Below are 18,900 nucleotides of genomic sequence, written 5' to 3'. Positions count from 1 at the left end.
TCCTGATGCCCGCCCCGCCCCAACAGGACACGAACTACATGGCCCACGGCCCACGATCGATTTCGCTGAAAAATTCCCGCCGCTCTGCCGGCCGCGCACGCATGTTCGCGCTTCTTCTTGCCGGCCTTTGCACAAGCGGCGCTACGCGCGCGACCGTCGCCGTGCTGCAACCCGCGCGCGAAGCCGCCGCCTCGCAACCGCTCGAACTGACGCTCCTCTATACCGACGATGACGCGAAACCCCTGACCGTCGATGTCCCGAAGCAACTGACCATGAATCTGACCAATGGCGATTTGCCGCCGGCGCCGCTCACGCTCGAACGCGATCCGACAGTGCCGGACCGTCTGCGCCTTGCGCCCGGCCAGTATCGCCGCGTGCGTTTTTCGGCGCCGTGGCCCGATTCGGCGCGCGGGACGGTGAAGATCGATCCGGTCGGCTTCGATGCTTCGCCGATGCTCGTCACGCTCAATCGCAGCGATACGCAGACCGAGGTCGCCGCCGCGGAGAAGGCCGAGTCGCAAGCGACGACGCCCGGCCAACTCGCCGTCGCGACGGCCGCGGCGAATACCGCCGTCCAACCGGCGTCCAGCACGGACACGTTGCTCTCGGGCCGCTTCTCGACGTTCGAGCCGATCTATTTCGCGGATGGCAAAAACGGCGACAATCTCGCGAAATTCCAGTTCAGCTTCAAATATCGCCTGCATCTGCCTGACGATCCCCGCTCGCGCGGCTTCCTCGACAACCTCTATTTCGGCTACACGCAGACGGCCATTTGGAATCTCTCGGCCGAATCGGTGCCGTTTCGCGACATCAGCTTTCAGCCGCAACTGTTCTATTACGTGGAGGACACCGGCTGGAAAAGCGCGCTCTTCACGCGCATGGGCGTCGCGGCGGGCATCGGGCATGAATCGAACGGCAAGAGCGGCGACGAATCGCGCTCGATCAACATCGCGTTCGTGCGCCCGACATGGGATTTCGGCGATCTGAACGGCAATCACCTGACGCTCTCGCCGAAGTTCTATTACTACCTGTCGAAGGCGGGCAACGAGGACATCGCGGATTATCGCGGCTACGTCGATTTCCTCGTGAAATACGGCAGCCCGGACGGCTGGCAACTCGCGACGACATTACGCAAAGGCACGAAGCACTGGTACGGCAGCGTGGAATCGCAGTTGACCTATCCGCTCGCGAAGCTGATCGGCAGCGCGTGGGGCGGCTATCTGTTCGTGAGCTACTTCAACGGGTACGGCGAGGACATCCTCGATTACAACCAGCGGCATCACTGGATCGCGCGGATAGGCTACAGTATCGCGCGTTGAGTTTTTTTACGATTTTGAATGCCGCGTTGCCGCCCTTTTTGTTCGGCGCCGATGCGGTCACGAGCTAGCCCAATGTCTTCGAATCTTCACGATCTGCCTGATAGCCCCTGCATCGGCGTGTGCTCCACGCTCTTCGACGACGTCTGCAAAGGCTGCGGCCGCACGGCCGGCGAAGTGTCCAACTGGGTGTTTCTGAACGACGACGAAAAACGCGCGATCTGGGAGCGCATTACGCGCGAAGGAACGGCGATGCGGTTTCGCAACGACAGGCTTTGACCGGCATGTAAAAACGGCCCGCTCTTTCGAGGCGGGCCGCTTGTTTCAGCGCGAGCGCGAAGCCGGTGATTACTGAATCCCCTGGCTCGCCAGAAAATCTTCGTAATTCCCGCCGAAGTCGCGCAGCGTGCCATCCGTCTTCACTTCGATGATGCGATTCGCCAGCCCGCTCACGAACTCGCGGTCGTGCGACACGAAGATCAGCGTGCCTTCGAACTTCTCCAGCGCGATCTGCAGCGACTCGATCGACTCCATGTCCATGTGGTTGGTCGGCTCGTCCATCAGCAGAACGTTGTGGCGGCCGAGCATCAGCTTGCCCCAGATCATGCGGCCCTTTTCGCCGCCCGACAGCACCTTCACGTTCTTCTTGATATCGTCCGCGTTGAAGAGCAGACGGCCGAGCGTGCCGCGCATCATCTGCTCGTCGTCGCCCTCCTTGCGATACTGGTCGATCCACTCGGTCAGCGTCTCGTCCTTCGGAAACTCTTCGTACGTGTCCTGCGGCATATAGCCGACGTTGGCGTTTTCCGCCCACTTCACCGTGCCGTGATCGAGTTCGAGCGCGCCCTTGAGCGACTTGAGCAGCGTCGTCTTGCCCGCGCCGTTCTCGCCGATGATCGCGATACGCTCGCCCGGCTGCACCGAGAGCGAAAAGTTCTGGAAGATCGTGCGGTCGTACTTCTTCGTGATTTCTTCCGCGACCACCGCGATGTTGTGCAGCTTCTTCTCGTACTCGAAGCGGATGAACGGATTCTGACGCGACGACGGCTTGAATTCCTCGATCTTGATCTTGTCGATCATCTTCAGACGGCTGGTCGCCTGACGCGCCTTCGACTTGTTCGCCGAGAAGCGGCGCACGAAGTCCTGCAGGTCGGCCACGCGCTCCTTCGCCTTCTGGTTCGCGGCCTGCTGACGCTCGCGCGCCTGCGTCGACGCCAGCATGTAGTCGTCGTAATTGCCCGGCCAGACCTTCAGCGTGCCGTAGTCCATGTCCGCCATATGCGTGCAGACCTGGTTCAGAAAGTGACGATCGTGGGAGATGATGATCATCGTCGAGTTGTACTGGTTCAGCACGTCTTCCAGCCAACGGATCGAGTTGATGTCGAGGTTGTTGGTCGGCTCGTCGAGCAGCAGCACGTCGGGCTTCGAGAACAGCGCCTGCGCGAGCAGCACGCGCAGCTTCCAGCCCGGCGCGACGTTGCTCATCGGGCCATTGTGATCGTTGATGTTGATGCCGATGCCGAGCAGCAGTTCGCCCGCGCGCGCTTCGGCCGTGTAGCCGTCGTATTCGGCGAACTTGGCTTCGAGGTCGGCGGCGCGCATGTAGTCGTCGTCGGTGGCGTCGGGGTTGGCGTAGATCGCGTCGCGCTCGGTCATCGCGGCCCACATTTCGGTGTGACCCATCATGACGACGTCGAGTACGCGCATGTCTTCGTACGCGAACTGGTCCTGGCGCAATTTGCCGAGACGCACGTTCGGCTCCAGCATGACGTTGCCCGAGGACGGCTCGAGATCGCCGCCCAGGATCTTCATGAAGGTCGACTTGCCGCAGCCGTTGGCGCCGATCAAGCCATAGCGGTTGCCTTCGCCGAACTTGACCGAGATGTTCTCGAAGAGGGGCTTGGGCCCGAATTGCATGGTGATATTGGCGGTAGACAGCACGGCGCGTCCTTTTGAATGGGGTACGACGAAAAACCTGAGATTTTAACAGCTTTTGGCGGGCTTTTGCCCGCGAGCGGCGATTCTGCGAAGCTGGCTCGGGCGGCGGATTTCGTGCCGCATCATAAAAAAACGGGGCGCGGCCGTGCAGCCGCGCCCCGTTCATCCCGATGACGATCCTGTTACGTGCGCTCGGCGATGAACGCCTTCACGACGCCAGCATCGGCAGGAACGATATCGAACCTTTGTGGCAGTTTTTCAAGTCCGACGAACGCAGCCGGCCGCTCGGGCTCGCGATTGAGCGCCTCGCGGATCGTCTCGCCGAATTTGATCGGCTGCGCGGTTTCGAGGACGATCATCGGCACGCCGGGCTTCAGATTTTCGCGCGCGACCTTCACGCCGTCGGCGGTGTGCGTGTCGATCATCGTGTGATAGCGCTCGAATACGTCGCGGATCGTCTTCACGCGGTCGTCGTGGCCGCTCTTGCCCGACACAAATCCGAATTCCTTCACGCGCGCGAAATCGCCGCTCACCGCGAGGTCGAAGCCGCCCTTCTCTTCGACGTCGCGGAACAGTTGCAGCACGCGCGCCGGATCGCGTCCGAGCAGGTCGTACACGAAACGCTCGAAGTTCGACGCCTTCGAGATATCCATGCTCGGGCTCGTCGTGTGATACGTCTCCGCCGCGCCGCGCACGCGATACACGCCGGTCTTGAAGAACTCGTCGAGCACGTCGTTTTCGTTGGTCGCGACGACGAGTTGATCGATCGGCAGGCCCATCATGCGCGCGATGTGCCCCGCGCACACATTGCCGAAATTGCCCGAGGGCACCGTGAACGACACGCGTTCGTCGTTGCTCTTCGTCGCGGCGAAATAGCCTTTGAAGTAGTACACGACCTGCGCGACGACGCGCGCCCAGTTGATCGAATTGACCGTGCCGATCTTGTGCTTCGCCTTGTACGCGTGATCGTTCGACACGGCCTTGACGATGTCCTGGCAGTTATCGAAGTTGCCTTCGACCGCCAGATTGAAGATGTTCGGATCCTGCAGCGAGAACATCTGCGCGGTCTGGAACGCGCTCATCTTCTTGTGCGGCGAGAGCATGAACACGCGCACGCCGGTCTTGCCGCGCATCGCGTATTCGGCGGCGCTGCCGGTGTCGCCCGAGGTCGCACCGAGGATGTTCAATTCATCGCCGTGCTTGGCCAGTGCGTACTCGAACAGATTGCCGAGCAGTTGCATCGCCATGTCCTTGAAGGCGAGCGTCGGGCCGTTCGAGAGTTCCAGCAGCGACAGCGTCGTGCCGTTTTCCTCGCCGAGCGTCTTCAAAGGCGTGATCTGAACCGCGCTCTCTTCGTGGCGCACGTTGCTGTACACCTGCGCGGTGTACGTCTTGCGCGTAAGCGAGCGCAGGTCGTCGGCAGGAATGTCGTCGCTGAACTTCGACAGCACTTCGAATGCGAGATCCGCGTACGACAGCGTGCGCCAGCGCGCGAGTTCGTCGGCGCTGACTTTCGGATACTCCGCCGGCAGATACAGGCCGCCGTCTTTGGCGAGGCCGCCCAGCAGAATGTCGGAGAACGTGTGGCGCTCGTCGGTGCCGGCGCCGCGCGTCGAAATGTAGTTCATCGTGCTTGCCTTTAGTTGAGCGCTTCCATGCGCAGCTTCGTCACCTTGGAGACGACCGTGGACAGCGCCTCGATCTGCGCGATCGCCGCGTTCACGTTCATTTCGAGCGTCTCGTGCGTGATGAGGATGATGTCGGTCTCGCCCTTGTTCGCGCCGTCGACTTCTTCCGATTCCTTCTGCAGCAGCGCGTCGATGGAGATGCCCTTGTCCGCGAGAATGCGCGTGATGTTCGCGAGCACGCCCGTCACGTCCGCGACGCGCAGGCGCAAGTAGTAGCCGCTCGTCACTTCGTCGATCGGCAGGATTGGCGTGTTCGACAGGCTGTCCGGCTGGAACGCCAGATGCGGCACGCGATGCTCGGGATCGGCCGTATGCAGGCGCGTCACGTCGACGAGATCGGCGACCACGGCGGACGCCGTCGGCTCCGCGCCCGCGCCCTTGCCGTAGTAGAGCGTCGTGCCGACCGCGTCGCCGTGCACGACGACCGCGTTCATCGCGCCTTCCACATTGGCGAGCAGGCGCTTGGCCGGAACGAGCGTCGGATGCGTGCGCAGCTCGATGCCCTTCTCCGAGCGCCGCGCGATGCCGAGCAGCTTGATGCGATAGCCGAGATCTTCCGCGTAACGAATGTCGATCGCGGCCAGCTTGCTGATGCCTTCCACATACGCGCGATCGAACTGCACCGGCACGCCGAACGCGATTGCGCTCATGATCGTGACCTTGTGCGCGGCATCGACGCCTTCGATGTCGAAAGTCGGATCGGCTTCGGCGTAACCCAGTTCCTGCGCGGCCTTCAATGCGGTCGCGAAGTCGAGCCCGCGGTCACGCATTTCCGAAAGAATGTAGTTCGTCGTGCCGTTGATGATGCCCGCGATGTACTCGATGCGGTTCGCCGTCAGCCCTTCGCGCAGCGCCTTGATGATCGGAATGCCGCCCGCCACCGCGGCCTCGAACGCGACCATCACGCCCTTCGCGCGCGCGGCCTCGAAAATTTCCGTGCCGTGCACCGCGAGCAGCGCCTTGTTGGCCGTCACGACATGCTTGCCGTTCGCGATCGCGCGCAGCACCAGTTCGCGCGCGAAGCCCGTGCCGCCGATCATTTCGCACACGATGGCGATGGAAGGATCGTCGACGACCGCGTTGAAGTCGTCCGTCACCGCGATGCCTTCCTGCTTCGCCGCTTCGGCCTTCGCCGTCGTACGCACGGCGACACGCGAAATTTCGATGCCGCGTCCCGCGCGTCGTTTGATTTCTTCCTGGTTACGGCGCAGCACCGTGAAGGTGCCGCTGCCGACCGTGCCGAAGCCCAAGAGTCCTACTTTGATCGGTTCCATGCAGCGCGAGTCTTTAAAAGAGAGATTAAGCGGAATGTCGTTTGCGATAGCCGTCGAGGAAGCGCGCGATGCGGTTGATCGAATCCGCGAGATCGTCGACGTTCGGCAGGAAAACCACGCGGAAGTGATCCGGCGTCGGCCAGTTGAAGCCGGTGCCTTGCACGAGCAGCACGCGCTCCTCGAGCAGCAGATCCGTGATGAACTGCTGGTCGTCCTGGATCGGATACATCTTCGGATCGAGCTTCGGGAACATGTAGAGCGCGGCTTGCGGCTTCACGCACGTGACGCCCGGAATCGCCGTGAGCATGTCGTACGCGAGTTCGCGCTGCTTGAAGAGGCGCCCGCTCGGGACGATCAGGTCGTTGATGCTCTGATAGCCGCCGAGCGCCGTCTGGATCGCATACTGGCCGGGTACGTTCGGGCACAGGCGCATCGACGCGAGAATGCCGAGGCCTTCGAGATAATCCTTCGCGCGGCGGCGGTTCTCTTCGATCAGCCCGGAGATCGCCATCCAGCCCGCGCGATACCCGCACGAGCGGTAACTTTTCGAAAGGCTGTTGAACGTGACCGTGACGACGTCTTCGGAGAGCGCGGCCATCGACGTGTGCGTCTTGCCGTCGTAGACGATCTTGTCGTAGACCTCGTCCGCGAAAATGATGAGACCGCGCTCGCGCGCGATCGCGATCAGTTCACGCAGCAGTTCGTCGGAGTACAGCGCGCCTGTGGGGTTGTTCGGGTTGATGACGACGAGCGCCTTCGTGTTCGGCGTGATTTTCGCGCGGATGTCGTCGAGATCGGGCATCCAGCCGTTGCTCTCGTCGCACATGTAGTGGCGCGGCGTGCCCGACGACAGGCTCACCGCGGCCGTCCATAGCGGATAGTCCGGCGCCGGAAGGAGCACTTCGTCGCCGTCGTTGAGAAGCGCCTGCATCGCCATGACGATCAGTTCCGACGCGCCATTGCCGATGTAGATATCGTCCAGTTCGACGCCCGTCACACCCTTTTGCTGCGTGTAATGCATGATCGCCTTGCGCGCGGCGAACACGCCCTTCGAATCCGAATAGCCCGACGAACCCGGCAGATTGCGGATCATGTCCTGAATGATCTCGTCCGGCGCCTCGAAGCCGAACGGCGCCAGATTGCCGATATTCAGCTTGATGATGCGATGGCCTTCTTCTTCGAGGCGCTTCGCGTGTTCGAGCACGGGCCCGCGAATGTCGTAGCAGACGTTTTGCAGCTTGTTGGATTTGAGAATCGGTTTCACGGCTGGCGCTCTGGGTCTGATGTGAATGCGGACGGGTTCTGGTGATGTCGGTCGCGTGCGGCTCGGAATTCGGGGCAGCCAGCCTCGCGCGCGGCGGACGGGCGTTGCAATAAATACCGAGGTGAAAGCCGATGGCGGCTCGCCCGGACGGCCCGCTTTTCCCGAGCGCCGAACGATGCATTTTAGACGCCGCGCCAGGTAAGGCATGGGCGATGCGGACCGGATTGCGTGTCGAAGGCGGCTTGTGGCGGCACGCGAGCGCAACGGGTGGCGCACGAGCGAGCCCGGCAGCCAAAAAGTTATAATTTACTGATTATGGCCCAGTTCCGCAATGCACCAATCGAATGCGCCGGAACCGGCGCAAACGGCGCTGCGCGCGCCCGCCGGGCCTCTCTCCTTTTCCTTGCCGGATCATTGTTTTGAAACTGCACCAGGATTCCACCAGCGCGCTCAATACCATCACGAGCTACGGAGACGGTTTCGTGGCGATCAATCTCGAAAGGCACGAAGGCAGCGTGATCGTCATGCCGCAGACGCCCGTCGCGGCGTGGCCGGTGTCGTCGTTCGATGCGCTCAAGCCCGAGGATTTCGATGCGCTCGTCGAGGCCGCGCCGGAAGTCGTCATTTTCGGCAGCGGGTCGCGGCTGCGCTTTCCGCATCCGCGCCTCACCGCGCAACTGGCGAAACACCGCATCGGCGTCGAAACGATGGATTTCGGCGCGGCCTGCCGCACCTACAACATACTGATGTCCGAAGGCCGGCGCGTGGCCGCCGCACTGCTGATCGAAGCCTGAGGGGATCGCTAAGGCGGCGCTAAGGAAGCGTTGGCAGACTCCCGCCGCCCGTCCGATATCGGCAGCAGCCGTCGCTTGCCAGTCGTCAATTTTGACGGATGCCGGTCGGCCGTGCGCTACACTTCCGCCCGGCATCGTCGTTACGCCGGGCGTTTCGACGTCGGACAAGTGCGCAGCGCGCGCTCGAACGTGCGAACTCGCATCGACAATGCGTGCCTGAGCATGCACGAGTTGCATCCTCGCGCGGCGCGCATTCATCGCTCAATTCGTTTCATTAGCGCCGCGCATCGCGGCATCGGACAGGTCGACTTCATGAACGATACGCCTACCCGGCTACCGCTCACGCGTCTTTCGCTCATTCTTCTGGTACTCGCACTCGCGATCATCTGGTTCGCGCCGCTCGGGTATCGTCATCTCGTGCCCAGCGACGAAGGCCGTTACGCCGAAATGGCGCGCGAGATGTTCGTGACCGGCGACTGGATCACGCCGCGCTACAACGGCTACAAGTATTTCGAAAAGCCGCCCCTGCAAACGTGGGCGAATGCCCTTACCTTTGCGTGGTTCGGCATCGGCGAATGGCAGGCGCGCCTTTATACGGCGCTCACGGGCTTTCTGGGCGTGCTGCTCGTCGGCTATACCGGCACGCGCGTATTCAACGCGATGACGGGCTTCGCCGCCGCGGTCATCCTCGCGACGTGCCCGTACTGGAACCTGATGGGCCACTTCAACGCGCTCGACATGGGCCTGTCGTTCTGGATGGAGCTGACCCTCTGCGCGCTCCTGCTCGCCCAGCGCCCCGGACTGCCGACCCGCGAAGTGCGTCTCTGGATGTGGCTCTGCTGGGCCGGCATGGGCGCCGCGGTGCTGTCGAAGGGTCTCGTCGGCCTGATCCTGCCGGGCGCCGTGCTCGTTCTGTATTCACTCGTGTCGCGCGACTGGGCGCTCTGGAAGCGGCTCTATATCGGCAGTGGGCTGATCGTATTCCTGATCGTGACCGGCCCGTGGTTCGCGCTCGTGCAGATGAAGAACCCGGAGTTCTTCGACTTCTTCTTCATCGTCCAGCAGTTCAAGCGCTATCTGACGCCCGAGCAGAACCGCCCCGGCGCGTTCTATTACTTCGTGCCGGTTCTGATCGTGGGTTTTCTGCCGTGGCTGTCGATCGCCTTACAGAGCGTGCGCCACGGCTTGAAGACGCCACGCCAGCCCAACGGCTTCGCGCCGGTCACGATGCTGCTGATCTGGTCCGCGTTCATTTTCCTGTTCTTCAGCGCGTCGCATTCGAAGCTCATTTCGTACGTGCTGCCGATCGCGCCGGCGCTCGCGCTCGTCATCGGGCTGTATTTGCCCTCGCTGACGAAATCGCAGTACCGCATGCATCTGATCGGCTATGCGGTATTTCTGATCGCCGCGGCCTTCGGAGCGATTTTCCTCGGCCGCGCGGGCAGCGCCAACACGCCTAACGCGCTTTATCGCGAGTTCCAGATCTGGGTGTACGCGGGCCTCGCCGTCGCTTTCGTCGTGACGATATTCGCGCTCTGGCTGAACCGGCGCAGCGTGCTCGCGGGCGCGACGGGACTAGGCGCGGCCTGGCTGCTGCTGGGCACGATCGCGGGCTCCGGTCACGATGTCTTCGGCACGCAGAGTTCCGGCGTGCGGCTCGTGCCGGCCGTGAAGGCCGCGATGGCCAAGCTCCCGCCCGACACGCCGTTTTACTCGATCGCGAAGCTCGACCACACGATGCCCTTCTACCTCGGCCACACGATGATCATGGTCGGCGAAGCCGACGAGCTGACCTTCGGCGTACAGACCGAGCCGCAAAAATGGGTGCCGAGCGTCGACGAATGGGTCAGGCTGTGGGATTCGGAGCGCTACGCGTTCGCGCTGATGCCGCCCGCACGCTACGACGAGCTCATGGCACGCCACGTGCCCATGCAGGTGATCGCCCGCGACGAGCGCCGCGTGATCGTGGAGAAACCGCAGCCGTGAGCGCGCGTTTTCCTCCCGGTCGCGATGCTGCGCTGCACGATCGTTCGGCATTTCGCGATGAACCGAGTATCCTTGTTCCGCATTTGAAAAACGCGCGATGAACCCGATCTCCTTTATTTGCATCGTCATCGGCGTATCGTTGAACGCATGCGCCCAGCTCCTGCTCAAAGCCGGCGTGAACGCGGTGGGCCATTTCGACATGACGCCCGCCAACATTCTGCCGGTCGGCATCAAGATCGCGACGCAGTGGCCGATCATCGGCGGGCTTGCCTGTTATGTGCTGAGCGTCGTCGTGTGGATCGTCGGGCTGTCGCGCGTGGACGTGTCGATCGCCTATCCGATGCTCTCGCTCGGCTACGTCGTCAACGCGTTCGCCGCGTGGTACCTGTTCGGCGAAGTGCTGTCGATGCAGCGGCTCATCGGCATCGGCATCATTCTGGTCGGCGTCGTGGTGCTCGCGCGCGGCTAGTTGCCGGACCGAAGCGTCCGCCGGATCAATTCATTTTTTAAACGCATAGTCCATGACTCAAACAACGCGGCCGTTCCTGCCCTTCGTGAAGCCCGATATCGACGAAGAAACCATTCAGGGCGTCGTCGACGTGCTGCGCTCGGGCTGGATCACGACCGGCCCGCAGAATCAGCAGTTCGAGGCGGAGTTGTCGGCGTACGTAGGCGGCCGCCCGGTGCGCGCCTTCAACTCGGGCACCTGCACGATGGAAATCGGCTTGCGCATCGCGGGCGTCGGCCCCGGCGACGAAGTCATCACCACGCCGATGACCTGGGTGTCGACCGCGAACGTGATCCTCGAAGTCGGCGCGACGCCGGTGTTCGTCGATATCGATCCGGTCACGCGCAACATCGACCTGAATCTGCTCGAACGCGCAATCACGCCGCGCACCAAGGCGCTGATGCCCGTCTATCTGGCCGGCCTGCCCGTCGACATGGACAAGCTCTACGAGATCGCGCGCGCCCACAAGCTGCGCGTGATCGAAGACGCCGCGCAGGCGTTCGGTTCGACGTGGAAAGGCCAGCGCATCGGCGCGATCGGCGACATCGTGTCGTTCAGCTTCCACGCGAACAAGAATGTGACGTCGATCGAAGGCGGCGCGCTCGTAATGAATAACGAGGACGAAGCGGAACTCGCGCGCAAGTACCGTCTGCAAGGCATTACGCGCACGGGCTTCGACGGCATGGATTGCGACGTGCTCGGCGGCAAGTACAACCTGACGGACGTGGCGGCGCGCGTCGGCCTCGGCTCGTTGAGGCGCGTCGAGAGCCTCACGCAGCAGCGCCGCGAACTTGCGCGCCTCTATTTCGATGCCTTCAAAGGCGGCGCGGCGGTCGAGCTCGGCGTGGGTCTGCCGGTCGAGAACTTCACGGACCACAACTGGCACATGTTCCAGATCGCGCTGCCGCTCGAAAGGCTCAAGCTCACGCGCGCGGAATTCATGGCGCAACTGAAGGAGCGCAACGTCGGAAGCGGCGTGCATTACCCGGCGCTGCACTTGTTCACGCTGTATCGCGCGCGTGGCTACAAGGAAGGCATGTACCCGCATTCGGAGCATTACGGCGCGTCGAACGTGACGCTGCCGCTCTTCCCGGGCATGACCGCCGACGACGTGACGCATGTCGTCCGGTCCATCGACGAAATCTGCGAGCAGTTCGGACACAACGGGTAACACGGACCATCAAGGACAATCAGCGCAACATGAGTCATTTCGATTTTCCGGCGACGTCCCCCGAGCTTTCGGTGATCATCCCGGTGTACAACGAAGCGGACGGCCTCGCCGCGCTTTTCCAGCGCCTCTATCCGGCGCTCGATGCGCTCGGCACGTCGTACGAGGTGATCTTCATCAACGACGGCAGCCGCGACAAGTCGGCCGCGCTGCTCGCGCAGCAGTTCCACGTGCGGCCCGACACCACGCGCGTCATTCTGCTCAACGGCAATTACGGCCAGCACATGGCGATCCTCGCGGGCTTCGAACAGTCGCGCGGCGAGATCGTCGTCACGCTCGATGCCGACCTGCAGAATCCGCCCGAGGAAATCGGCAAGCTCGTCGCGAAGATGCGCGAGGGCTACGATTACGTCGGCACGATTCGCCAGCAGCGGCAGGACAGCCTGTGGCGCAAGAAGGCGTCGCGCGCGATGAACCGCCTGCGCGAGCGCATCACGAAGATCAAGATGACGGACCAGGGCTGCATGCTGCGCGCGTACAGCCGCCATATCATCGATACGATCAATCGCTGCGGCGAGATCAACACGTTCATTCCGGCGCTCGCGTACACCTTCGCGCAAAACCCGATCGAAGTCGATGTCGCACACGAGGAGCGGTTCGCGGGCGAGTCAAAGTATTCGCTCTATAGCCTCATCCGCCTGAACTTCGATCTCGTTACCGGCTTTTCGGTCGTGCCGCTGCAATGGCTGTCGTTCATCGGCGTGATTCTGTCGGTCGGCTCGGCGGGCCTGTTCCTGCTGCTGTTGATTCGCCGCTTCATGTTCGGCGCGGAAGTCCAGGGTGTGTTCACCCTCTTCGCCATCACGTTCTTCATGCTCGGCGTCATCATCTTCGCGCTCGGGCTGCTCGGCGAGTACATCGGGCGCATCTATCAGCAGGTGCGCGCGCGGCCGCGCTATCTCGTGCAGACGATTCTCGAACAGCGCGACGGCGTATCGGTCGCCGCCAAGCCGTTGCAGGACGCCGTGCAGCAAGTGGTCGCCGTCACGCGCGAGGAAGACGACCGATGAAGCCGCGCGCAGTCGTCTTCGCGTATCACAACGTCGGCGTGCGCTGTCTGCAGGTGCTGCTCGCGCGCGGCGTCGATGTTGCGCTCGTCGTCACGCACGAAGACAGCGCAAGCGAGAACATCTGGTTCGGCAGCGTCGCGCAGGTCGCGGCGGAACACGGCATCGACACGATCACGCCTGCCGATCCAAAGTCGCCCGAGCTTTTCGGCGCGGTGGAGAAAATCGCGCCGGACTTCGTCTTCTCGTTCTACTACCGGCACATGCTGCCCGTCTCGCTGCTTTCGCTCGCAAAGCGCGGCGCGTACAACATGCACGGCTCGCTTCTGCCCAAGTATCGCGGCCGCGTGCCGACGAACTGGGCCGTCATCAACGGCGAAACCGAGGCCGGCGCGACGCTGCATGAAATGCTCGCGAAACCCGATGCAGGCGCGATCCTCGCGCAAACGCCGGTGCCCATCCTGCCCGACGACACAGCAGCGCAAGTCTTCGACAAGACCGTCGTTGCCGCCGAACAGACGCTCTGGCGCGTGCTGCCCGCCTTGCTCGCCGGCGAAGCGCCGCATCTGCCGAACGATCTCGCGGCGGGCAGCTATTACGGCGGACGCAAGCCGGAAGACGGCCGCATCGACTGGTCGCAGCCGGCGCAGCGTGTCTACAACCTGATCCGCGCGGTCGCACCGCCGTATCCGGGCGCGTTCACGGATATCGGCGCCGATCGTTTCATCGTCGCGCGGGCGCGGCTCGTGCCCGAAACGGGCGCGCCGGGCGTTTCACCCGAAAGACTCCGTGAGCTGCGGGGTTTGCCCCCGGGCCTGACCGTGGCGGATAATGCGCTGTTTGGCGTCTGCGGCGATGGCCGCGTCATCGCCATCCACGAATTGCGTCACCGGCCCCTGAACGCCGACGCGCAACCGTCGGGCGAAGAACGCACCGTCGATCCTTCCGAATTCGGCCGAATCATTCAATCCTCTCGTCATTCATGAAAAAAGTTCTGATCCTGGGTGTCAATGGCTTCATCGGCCATCACCTGTCCAAGCGCATCCTCGAAACCACCGACTGGGAAGTCTTCGGGATGGACATGCAAACCGATCGCCTGGGCGACCTCGCGAATCACGAGCGGATGCATTTCTTCGAGGGCGACATCACGATCAACAAGGAGTGGGTCGAGTATCACGTGAAGAAGTGCGACGTGATCCTGCCGCTCGTCGCGATCGCCACGCCCGCCACGTACGTGAAGCAGCCGCTGCGCGTGTTCGAGCTCGACTTCGAGGCGAATCTGCCGATCGTGCGTTCGGCCGTGAAGTACGGCAAGCATCTGGTGTTTCCGTCGACGTCCGAGGTGTACGGCATGTGCACCGACGAGCAGTTCGATCCGGAAAACTCCGTGCTTTCCTACGGCCCGATCAACAAGCCGCGCTGGATCTACGCGTGCTCCAAGCAACTCATGGACCGCGTGATCTGGGGCTATGGCATGGAGGGTCTCAACTTCACCCTCTTCCGTCCGTTCAACTGGATCGGCCCGGGCCTCGACTCGATCTACACGCCGAAGGAAGGTTCGTCGCGCGTCGTGACGCAGTTCCTCGGGCATATCGTGCGCGGCGAAAACATCAGTCTCGTCGACGGCGGCGCGCAAAAACGCGCGTTCACCGACATCGACGACGGCATCGGCGCGCTGATGAAGATCATCGAAAACAAGGGCGGCGTGGCGTCGGGCAAGATCTACAACATCGGCAATCCGACGAACAACTTCTCGGTCCGCGAACTCGCGAACAAGATGCTCGCGCTCGCAAACGAATTCCCCGAGTACTCGGACAGCGCGAAGCAGGTGCAACTGGTCGAGACGTCGTCGGGCGCGTACTACGGCAACGGCTATCAGGACGTGCAGAACCGCGTGCCGAAGATCGACAACACGATGCAGGAACTCGGCTGGGCGCCGCAAGCGTCGATGGACGACGCGCTGCGCAAGATCTTCGAAGCGTACCGCGGCCACGTGGGCGAGGCCCGCAAGCTGGTGGAACAGGCGTAAGGCGCGCGCGTGGCTCGCATCGTTCTGAAAATCGACGTCGATACGCTGCGCGGCACGCGCGAAGGCGTGCCGAACCTCGGGCGGCTCCTCGACAAGTACAGCGCCCGCGCGACGTTCCTCTTCAGTCTCGGCCCGGATCACACCGGCTGGGCGCTGCGGCGGGTCTTGCGGCCCGGCTTTCTGAAGAAGGTGTCGCGCACGTCGGTGGTCGAGCATTACGGCGTGAAGACGCTCATGTACGGCGTGCTGCTGCCGGGGCCGGATATCGGCCGCGAAGCGGTGTCGGAAATGCGTGCGATCCACGAGGGCGGCTTCGAATGCGGCATCCATACGTGGGATCACGTCTACTGGCAGGACAACGTGCGCGGGCGTGATCGCGACTGGACCGTCGCGCAGATGCAGCAGAGCCACGCGCGCTTCATCGAGATTTTCGGCGGACCGCCCGTCACGCACGGCGCCGCCGGCTGGCAGATGAACGGCTACGCGTTCGAGCAGATCGACGCGTGGGGCATGCGCTACGCATCCGACGGGCGCGGCCACACGCCGTATATTCCCGTGCTCGACGGCCGCACGCTGAATCACATCCAGATGCCGACCACGCTGCCGACGCTCGACGAAGTGCTCGGCGTCGACGGCGTCGACGAAAGCAATGTCGCGGCGCACGTGCTGCGTAATACGGCGAACAATCCGCACGATCAGGTGTTCACGCTGCACGCCGAACTCGAAGGCCAGAAGCTCGCGCCGGTGTTCGAGCAACTGCTCGCCGGCTGGCGCGCGCAGGGACACAGCTTTGCCACGATGGGCGATTACCATGCGGCGCTGGACCGCGCGTCGCTGCCCACGTACCCTGTGACGTGGGGCGAGATTCCGGGCCGCGCGGGCGAACTGATCGTCCAGCCGGGCTGAAGCGGCGCGTGGCCGCTTTCTCCCCGCCTCGCTTTTCTCACCGATAAACCAGAACGACCGGAGAAACCTACGTGTCAGTTGCAGTCGACCAGCCCGTTCCCGACTTCACCGCACCCGCGACGGGTGGCGAGTTCACCCTGTCCTCCTTGCGCGGCAGAAAGGTCGTGCTCTTCTTCTATCCGAAGGACAACACGCCCGGCTGCACCACCGAAAGCCTGCAATTTCGCGACCACTACGATCAGTTCAAGGCGGCCGGCGCGGAAGTGATCGGCATCTCGCGCGACAGCGTGAAATCGCACGACAACTTCAAGGCGAAGCTCGAGCTGCCTTACACGCTGGTTTCGGACGCTGACGAAGCGATCTGCACGCTCTTCGATGTCATCAAAATGAAGAAGATGTATGGCAAGGAAGTGCGCGGCGTGGAGCGCTCGACCTTCCTCGTCGACGCAAACGGCGTGCTGCGACGCGAGTTTCGCGGTGTCAAGGTGCCGGGCCACGTAGAGGCGATCGTCGAGGCTGTACAAGCGATTTGAGGCACGTTATATTGGTTCGCAATGAGCGCCTGCCTTCCCCATTTCCTTCGTTCCAGTGCAAGCCGCCGTGTGCCTGTGGGTACGGTGGGCATGGACCCGGGCTATGTGGATCCGGCAAGGGAAAGGCGCTCTGAAGCTGAAGTCAGCCGCTGGTTCCGGTAGTCGGAACGGCGGCTTTTTCATTTGGCGTCGCACGAAAGCCACGCTTCATCGGCTCGGGCGCGGCGTGTTGCACGCAACCTCCAAGGAGCAGATCGAAACTTAGGCGAACCGGCGATTTCGACAACGAAGCGCGCCTCCGGGCGCAAACTGCAGGATTCGTATCGCTTCGAGGGCGTACGAGCAGGATGCGACAGGCGGCGCACGATACACGACCCGATTCCTTTCGAGGGAACATCATGCCTTTGCCTACCGCCCCGGCCAAGCTCGGCCATCTCCTTCCGGCTGAAGAATACAAGGCCAAAGCCCGGCCTTCGAAGCAGTCGAAAAAACAAGCCGCGGCGAGCGATGACGACGCCTATGGCGCGGTCGAGACCGTCGCCGCCGAGCGTCCCGCCACGAATGCCGCGCACACGCTGCGCTCGATCGCGAACGAAGTGCTGACCCAGATTCCGGCCGAGCCGCACGTCGAAGCCGTCGTGCCGCCGCCCGCACCGGGCACCGTCCCTACGCGCGCCCGAAAATCGAAGCAGACCGCCGCGCTCCTGCAGCCGACGCCCGGCGCCCGCGCCACGCCGGATGCAGTCGAAGCGCGCACGGAGCGCGCCGAAACGCCCGTCGCGACCGAAGCACCTGTCTCGGCCACGACGCGCGATACGCGCGCGCAGAACAAACGTCGCAAGGGCACGGCTGCCGAAGCCGAATTGCGCAAGCTCTTCGTGCTCGACACCAACGTGCTGATGCACGACCCGAGTTCGCTCTTCCGCTTCGAGGAACACGACGTCTATCTGCCGATGATGACGTTGGAAGAACTCGACAACCACAAGAAGGGCATGTCGGAAGTGGCGCGCAACGCGCGTCAGGTGAGCCGGACGCTCGATGCGCTCGTCGCGCACGCGGGCAACGCCAGCAAGATGGCCGAAGGGCTTCCGCTCGCTGCGCAAGGCAATCGCGACGCGCTCGGCCGCCTCTACTTCCAGACGACGCTCACGGACATCGAGCCGGTCGAAGGCCTGCCCGTCGGCAAGGCGGACAACCAGATTCTCGGCGTCGTGCGCGCGCTGCAGAAGGAGCGGCCGGATCGCCAGGTCGTGCTGGTGTCGAAAGACATCAACATGCGCATCAAGGCGCACGCGCTCGGTCTGCCTGCCGAGGACTACTTCAACGATCAGGTTCTCGAAGACAAGGATCTGCTCTACTCCGGCGTGCGCGCACTGCCGCAGGACTTCTGGACCAAGCACGCGAAGGGCATGGAGAGCTGGCAGGACACCAAGACCGGCACCACGTATTACCGCGTGACCGGGCCGCTGTGCCCTTCGATGCTCGTCAACGAGTTCGTCTATCTCGAGCCGCAGAACGGCGAGCCGTCGTTCCATGCGGTCGTGCGCGAGCTCAACGGCAAGACCGCGCTCCTGCAGACGCTGCGCGACTACGGTCATCACAAGAACAACGTGTGGGGCATCACTGCGCGCAACCGCGAGCAGAACTTCGCGCTGAATCTGCTGATGAACCCGGAAGTCGATTTCGTCACGCTGCTGGGTCAGGCCGGCACCGGCAAGACGCTGATGGCGCTCGCCGCGGGCCTTGCGCAAGTGCTCGACGACAAGCGCTACAACGAGATCATCGTGACGCGTGCGACGGTTCCGGTCGGCGAGGACATCGGCTTTCTGCCCGGCACCGAGGAAGAGAAGATGCAGCCGTGGATGGGCGCATTCGACGACAACCTCGAAGTCCTCCAGAAGACCGATGACGCCGCCGGCGAATGGGGCCGCGCCGCGACGCAGGAGCTCATCCGTTCGCGTCTGAAGGTGAAGAGCATGAACTTCATGCGCGGACGCACGTTCGTCGACAAGTACGTGATCATCGACGAGGCGCAGAATCTCACGCCGAAGCAGATGAAAACGCTCGTCACGCGCGCGGGCCCCGGCACGAAGATCGTGTGCCTCGGCAACATCGCGCAGATCGACACGCCGTACCTGACCGAAGGCAGTTCGGGTCTCACGTATGTCGTCGATCGCTTCAAAGGCTGGACGCACAGCGGTCATGTGACCCTCGCGCGCGGCGAGCGTTCGCGCCTCGCCGATTACGCGTCCGACATTCTGTAAGCGCGCGGCTTTCAACGCGATGAAACGGCCCGGCGGAGCGATCCTGCCGGGCCGTTTCCTTTCGTCCTAACGTTCCGCACTTGCAACACTTACGGCACAGAGTTCATGTAAATCCTCAAGACATCTTGCCGCACGGCCGTGCGGCGGATTAGTATCGGCACACTG

General features: G+C 63.0%; 16 protein-coding genes. 12 read left to right on the top strand and 4 right to left on the bottom strand.

What is annotated here, in order from left to right; all coding sequences use genetic code 11:
• The first annotated feature begins 101 nt into the window (after positions 1-101).
• Both LDZ23_RS06665 and LDZ23_RS06660 read left to right on the top strand, forming a co-directional pair.
• A complete protein-coding gene (locus LDZ23_RS06665) occupies positions 102-1,319 on the top strand; it encodes a phospholipase A (protein WP_244808059.1) in 1,218 nt (405 codons plus the stop codon).
• 72 nt (positions 1,320-1,391) lie between these two features.
• The gene (locus tag LDZ23_RS06660; RefSeq protein WP_008349809.1) at positions 1,392-1,595 is read left to right on the top strand and encodes a DUF1289 domain-containing protein; all 204 of its coding nucleotides are present in this window, start codon (positions 1,392-1,394) and stop codon (positions 1,593-1,595) included.
• A 69-nt stretch (positions 1,596-1,664) separates the two neighbouring features.
• On the opposite strand, the gene LDZ23_RS06655 is transcribed toward LDZ23_RS06660, so the two are convergent.
• The 4 genes from LDZ23_RS06655 to LDZ23_RS06640 form a co-directional block, all read right to left on the bottom strand.
• Entirely contained in the window at positions 1,665-3,257 is a 1,593-nt protein-coding gene (locus tag LDZ23_RS06655; RefSeq protein ID WP_008349811.1) for an ABC-F family ATPase, read from the bottom strand.
• A gap of 179 nt (positions 3,258-3,436) precedes the next feature.
• Positions 3,437-4,882 carry a threonine synthase gene (gene thrC, locus LDZ23_RS06650; protein ID WP_175980110.1) on the bottom strand — a complete coding sequence of 482 codons (1,446 nt, stop codon included), beginning with the start codon at positions 4,880-4,882 and terminating at the stop codon, positions 3,437-3,439.
• Between the two features lie 11 nt (positions 4,883-4,893).
• Complete coding sequence (locus LDZ23_RS06645; RefSeq protein WP_244808058.1) at positions 4,894-6,216, bottom strand: homoserine dehydrogenase; 1,323 nt, start codon at positions 6,214-6,216, stop codon at positions 4,894-4,896.
• Positions 6,217-6,241: 25 nt separating this feature from the next.
• Complete coding sequence (locus LDZ23_RS06640) at positions 6,242-7,480, bottom strand: pyridoxal phosphate-dependent aminotransferase (RefSeq protein WP_244808057.1); 1,239 nt, start codon at positions 7,478-7,480, stop codon at positions 6,242-6,244.
• 419 nt (positions 7,481-7,899) lie between these two features.
• On the opposite strand from LDZ23_RS06640, the gene LDZ23_RS06635 reads away from it, so the two are divergent.
• The 10 genes from LDZ23_RS06635 (at position 7,900) to LDZ23_RS06590 (ending at position 18,735) form a co-directional block, all read left to right on the top strand.
• Positions 7,900-8,274, top strand: coding sequence for an Mth938-like domain-containing protein (locus tag LDZ23_RS06635; protein WP_008349815.1), 375 nt, complete (start codon positions 7,900-7,902; stop codon positions 8,272-8,274).
• 312 nt (positions 8,275-8,586) lie between these two features.
• Complete coding sequence (locus tag LDZ23_RS06630; RefSeq protein WP_244808118.1) at positions 8,587-10,260, top strand: glycosyltransferase family 39 protein; 1,674 nt, start codon at positions 8,587-8,589, stop codon at positions 10,258-10,260.
• Between the two features lie 97 nt (positions 10,261-10,357).
• Positions 10,358-10,729, top strand: coding sequence for an SMR family transporter (locus tag LDZ23_RS06625; RefSeq protein WP_008349817.1), 372 nt, complete (start codon positions 10,358-10,360; stop codon positions 10,727-10,729).
• A 52-nt stretch (positions 10,730-10,781) separates the two neighbouring features.
• Entirely contained in the window at positions 10,782-11,939 is a 1,158-nt protein-coding gene (locus LDZ23_RS06620) for a DegT/DnrJ/EryC1/StrS family aminotransferase (RefSeq protein ID WP_244808056.1), read from the top strand.
• Positions 11,940-11,968: 29 nt separating this feature from the next.
• Positions 11,969-13,006 (top strand): glycosyltransferase, encoded by a 1,038-nt coding sequence (locus LDZ23_RS06615; RefSeq protein ID WP_008349819.1) that lies wholly within the window; start codon positions 11,969-11,971, stop codon positions 13,004-13,006.
• On the top strand, positions 13,003-13,989 hold the full coding sequence (locus LDZ23_RS06610) for a formyltransferase (protein ID WP_008349821.1): 987 nt from the start codon (positions 13,003-13,005) through the stop codon (positions 13,987-13,989). The genes LDZ23_RS06615 and LDZ23_RS06610 overlap by 4 nt, the downstream gene beginning before the upstream one ends.
• Entirely contained in the window at positions 13,986-15,032 is a 1,047-nt protein-coding gene (locus LDZ23_RS06605) for a bifunctional UDP-4-keto-pentose/UDP-xylose synthase (RefSeq protein WP_008349823.1), read from the top strand. The genes LDZ23_RS06610 and LDZ23_RS06605 overlap by 4 nt, the downstream gene beginning before the upstream one ends.
• 9 nt (positions 15,033-15,041) lie before the next feature.
• The gene (locus LDZ23_RS06600; RefSeq protein ID WP_244808055.1) at positions 15,042-15,938 is read left to right on the top strand and encodes a polysaccharide deacetylase family protein; all 897 of its coding nucleotides are present in this window, start codon (positions 15,042-15,044) and stop codon (positions 15,936-15,938) included.
• Between the two features lie 71 nt (positions 15,939-16,009).
• Positions 16,010-16,471, top strand: coding sequence for a peroxiredoxin (locus LDZ23_RS06595; protein WP_008349827.1), 462 nt, complete (start codon positions 16,010-16,012; stop codon positions 16,469-16,471).
• A gap of 398 nt (positions 16,472-16,869) precedes the next feature.
• Positions 16,870-18,735 carry a PhoH family protein gene (locus tag LDZ23_RS06590; RefSeq protein ID WP_244808054.1) on the top strand — a complete coding sequence of 622 codons (1,866 nt, stop codon included), beginning with the start codon at positions 16,870-16,872 and terminating at the stop codon, positions 18,733-18,735.
• Positions 18,736-18,900: the final 165 nt, after the last annotated feature.

The sequence above is a fragment of the Caballeronia zhejiangensis genome, assembly GCF_022879815.1.
Lineage (GTDB): Bacteria > Pseudomonadota > Gammaproteobacteria > Burkholderiales > Burkholderiaceae > Caballeronia > Caballeronia zhejiangensis.
Note: the sequence above shows the minus strand (reverse complement) of the source record. Positions and strands in the feature narration are given on the sequence as shown.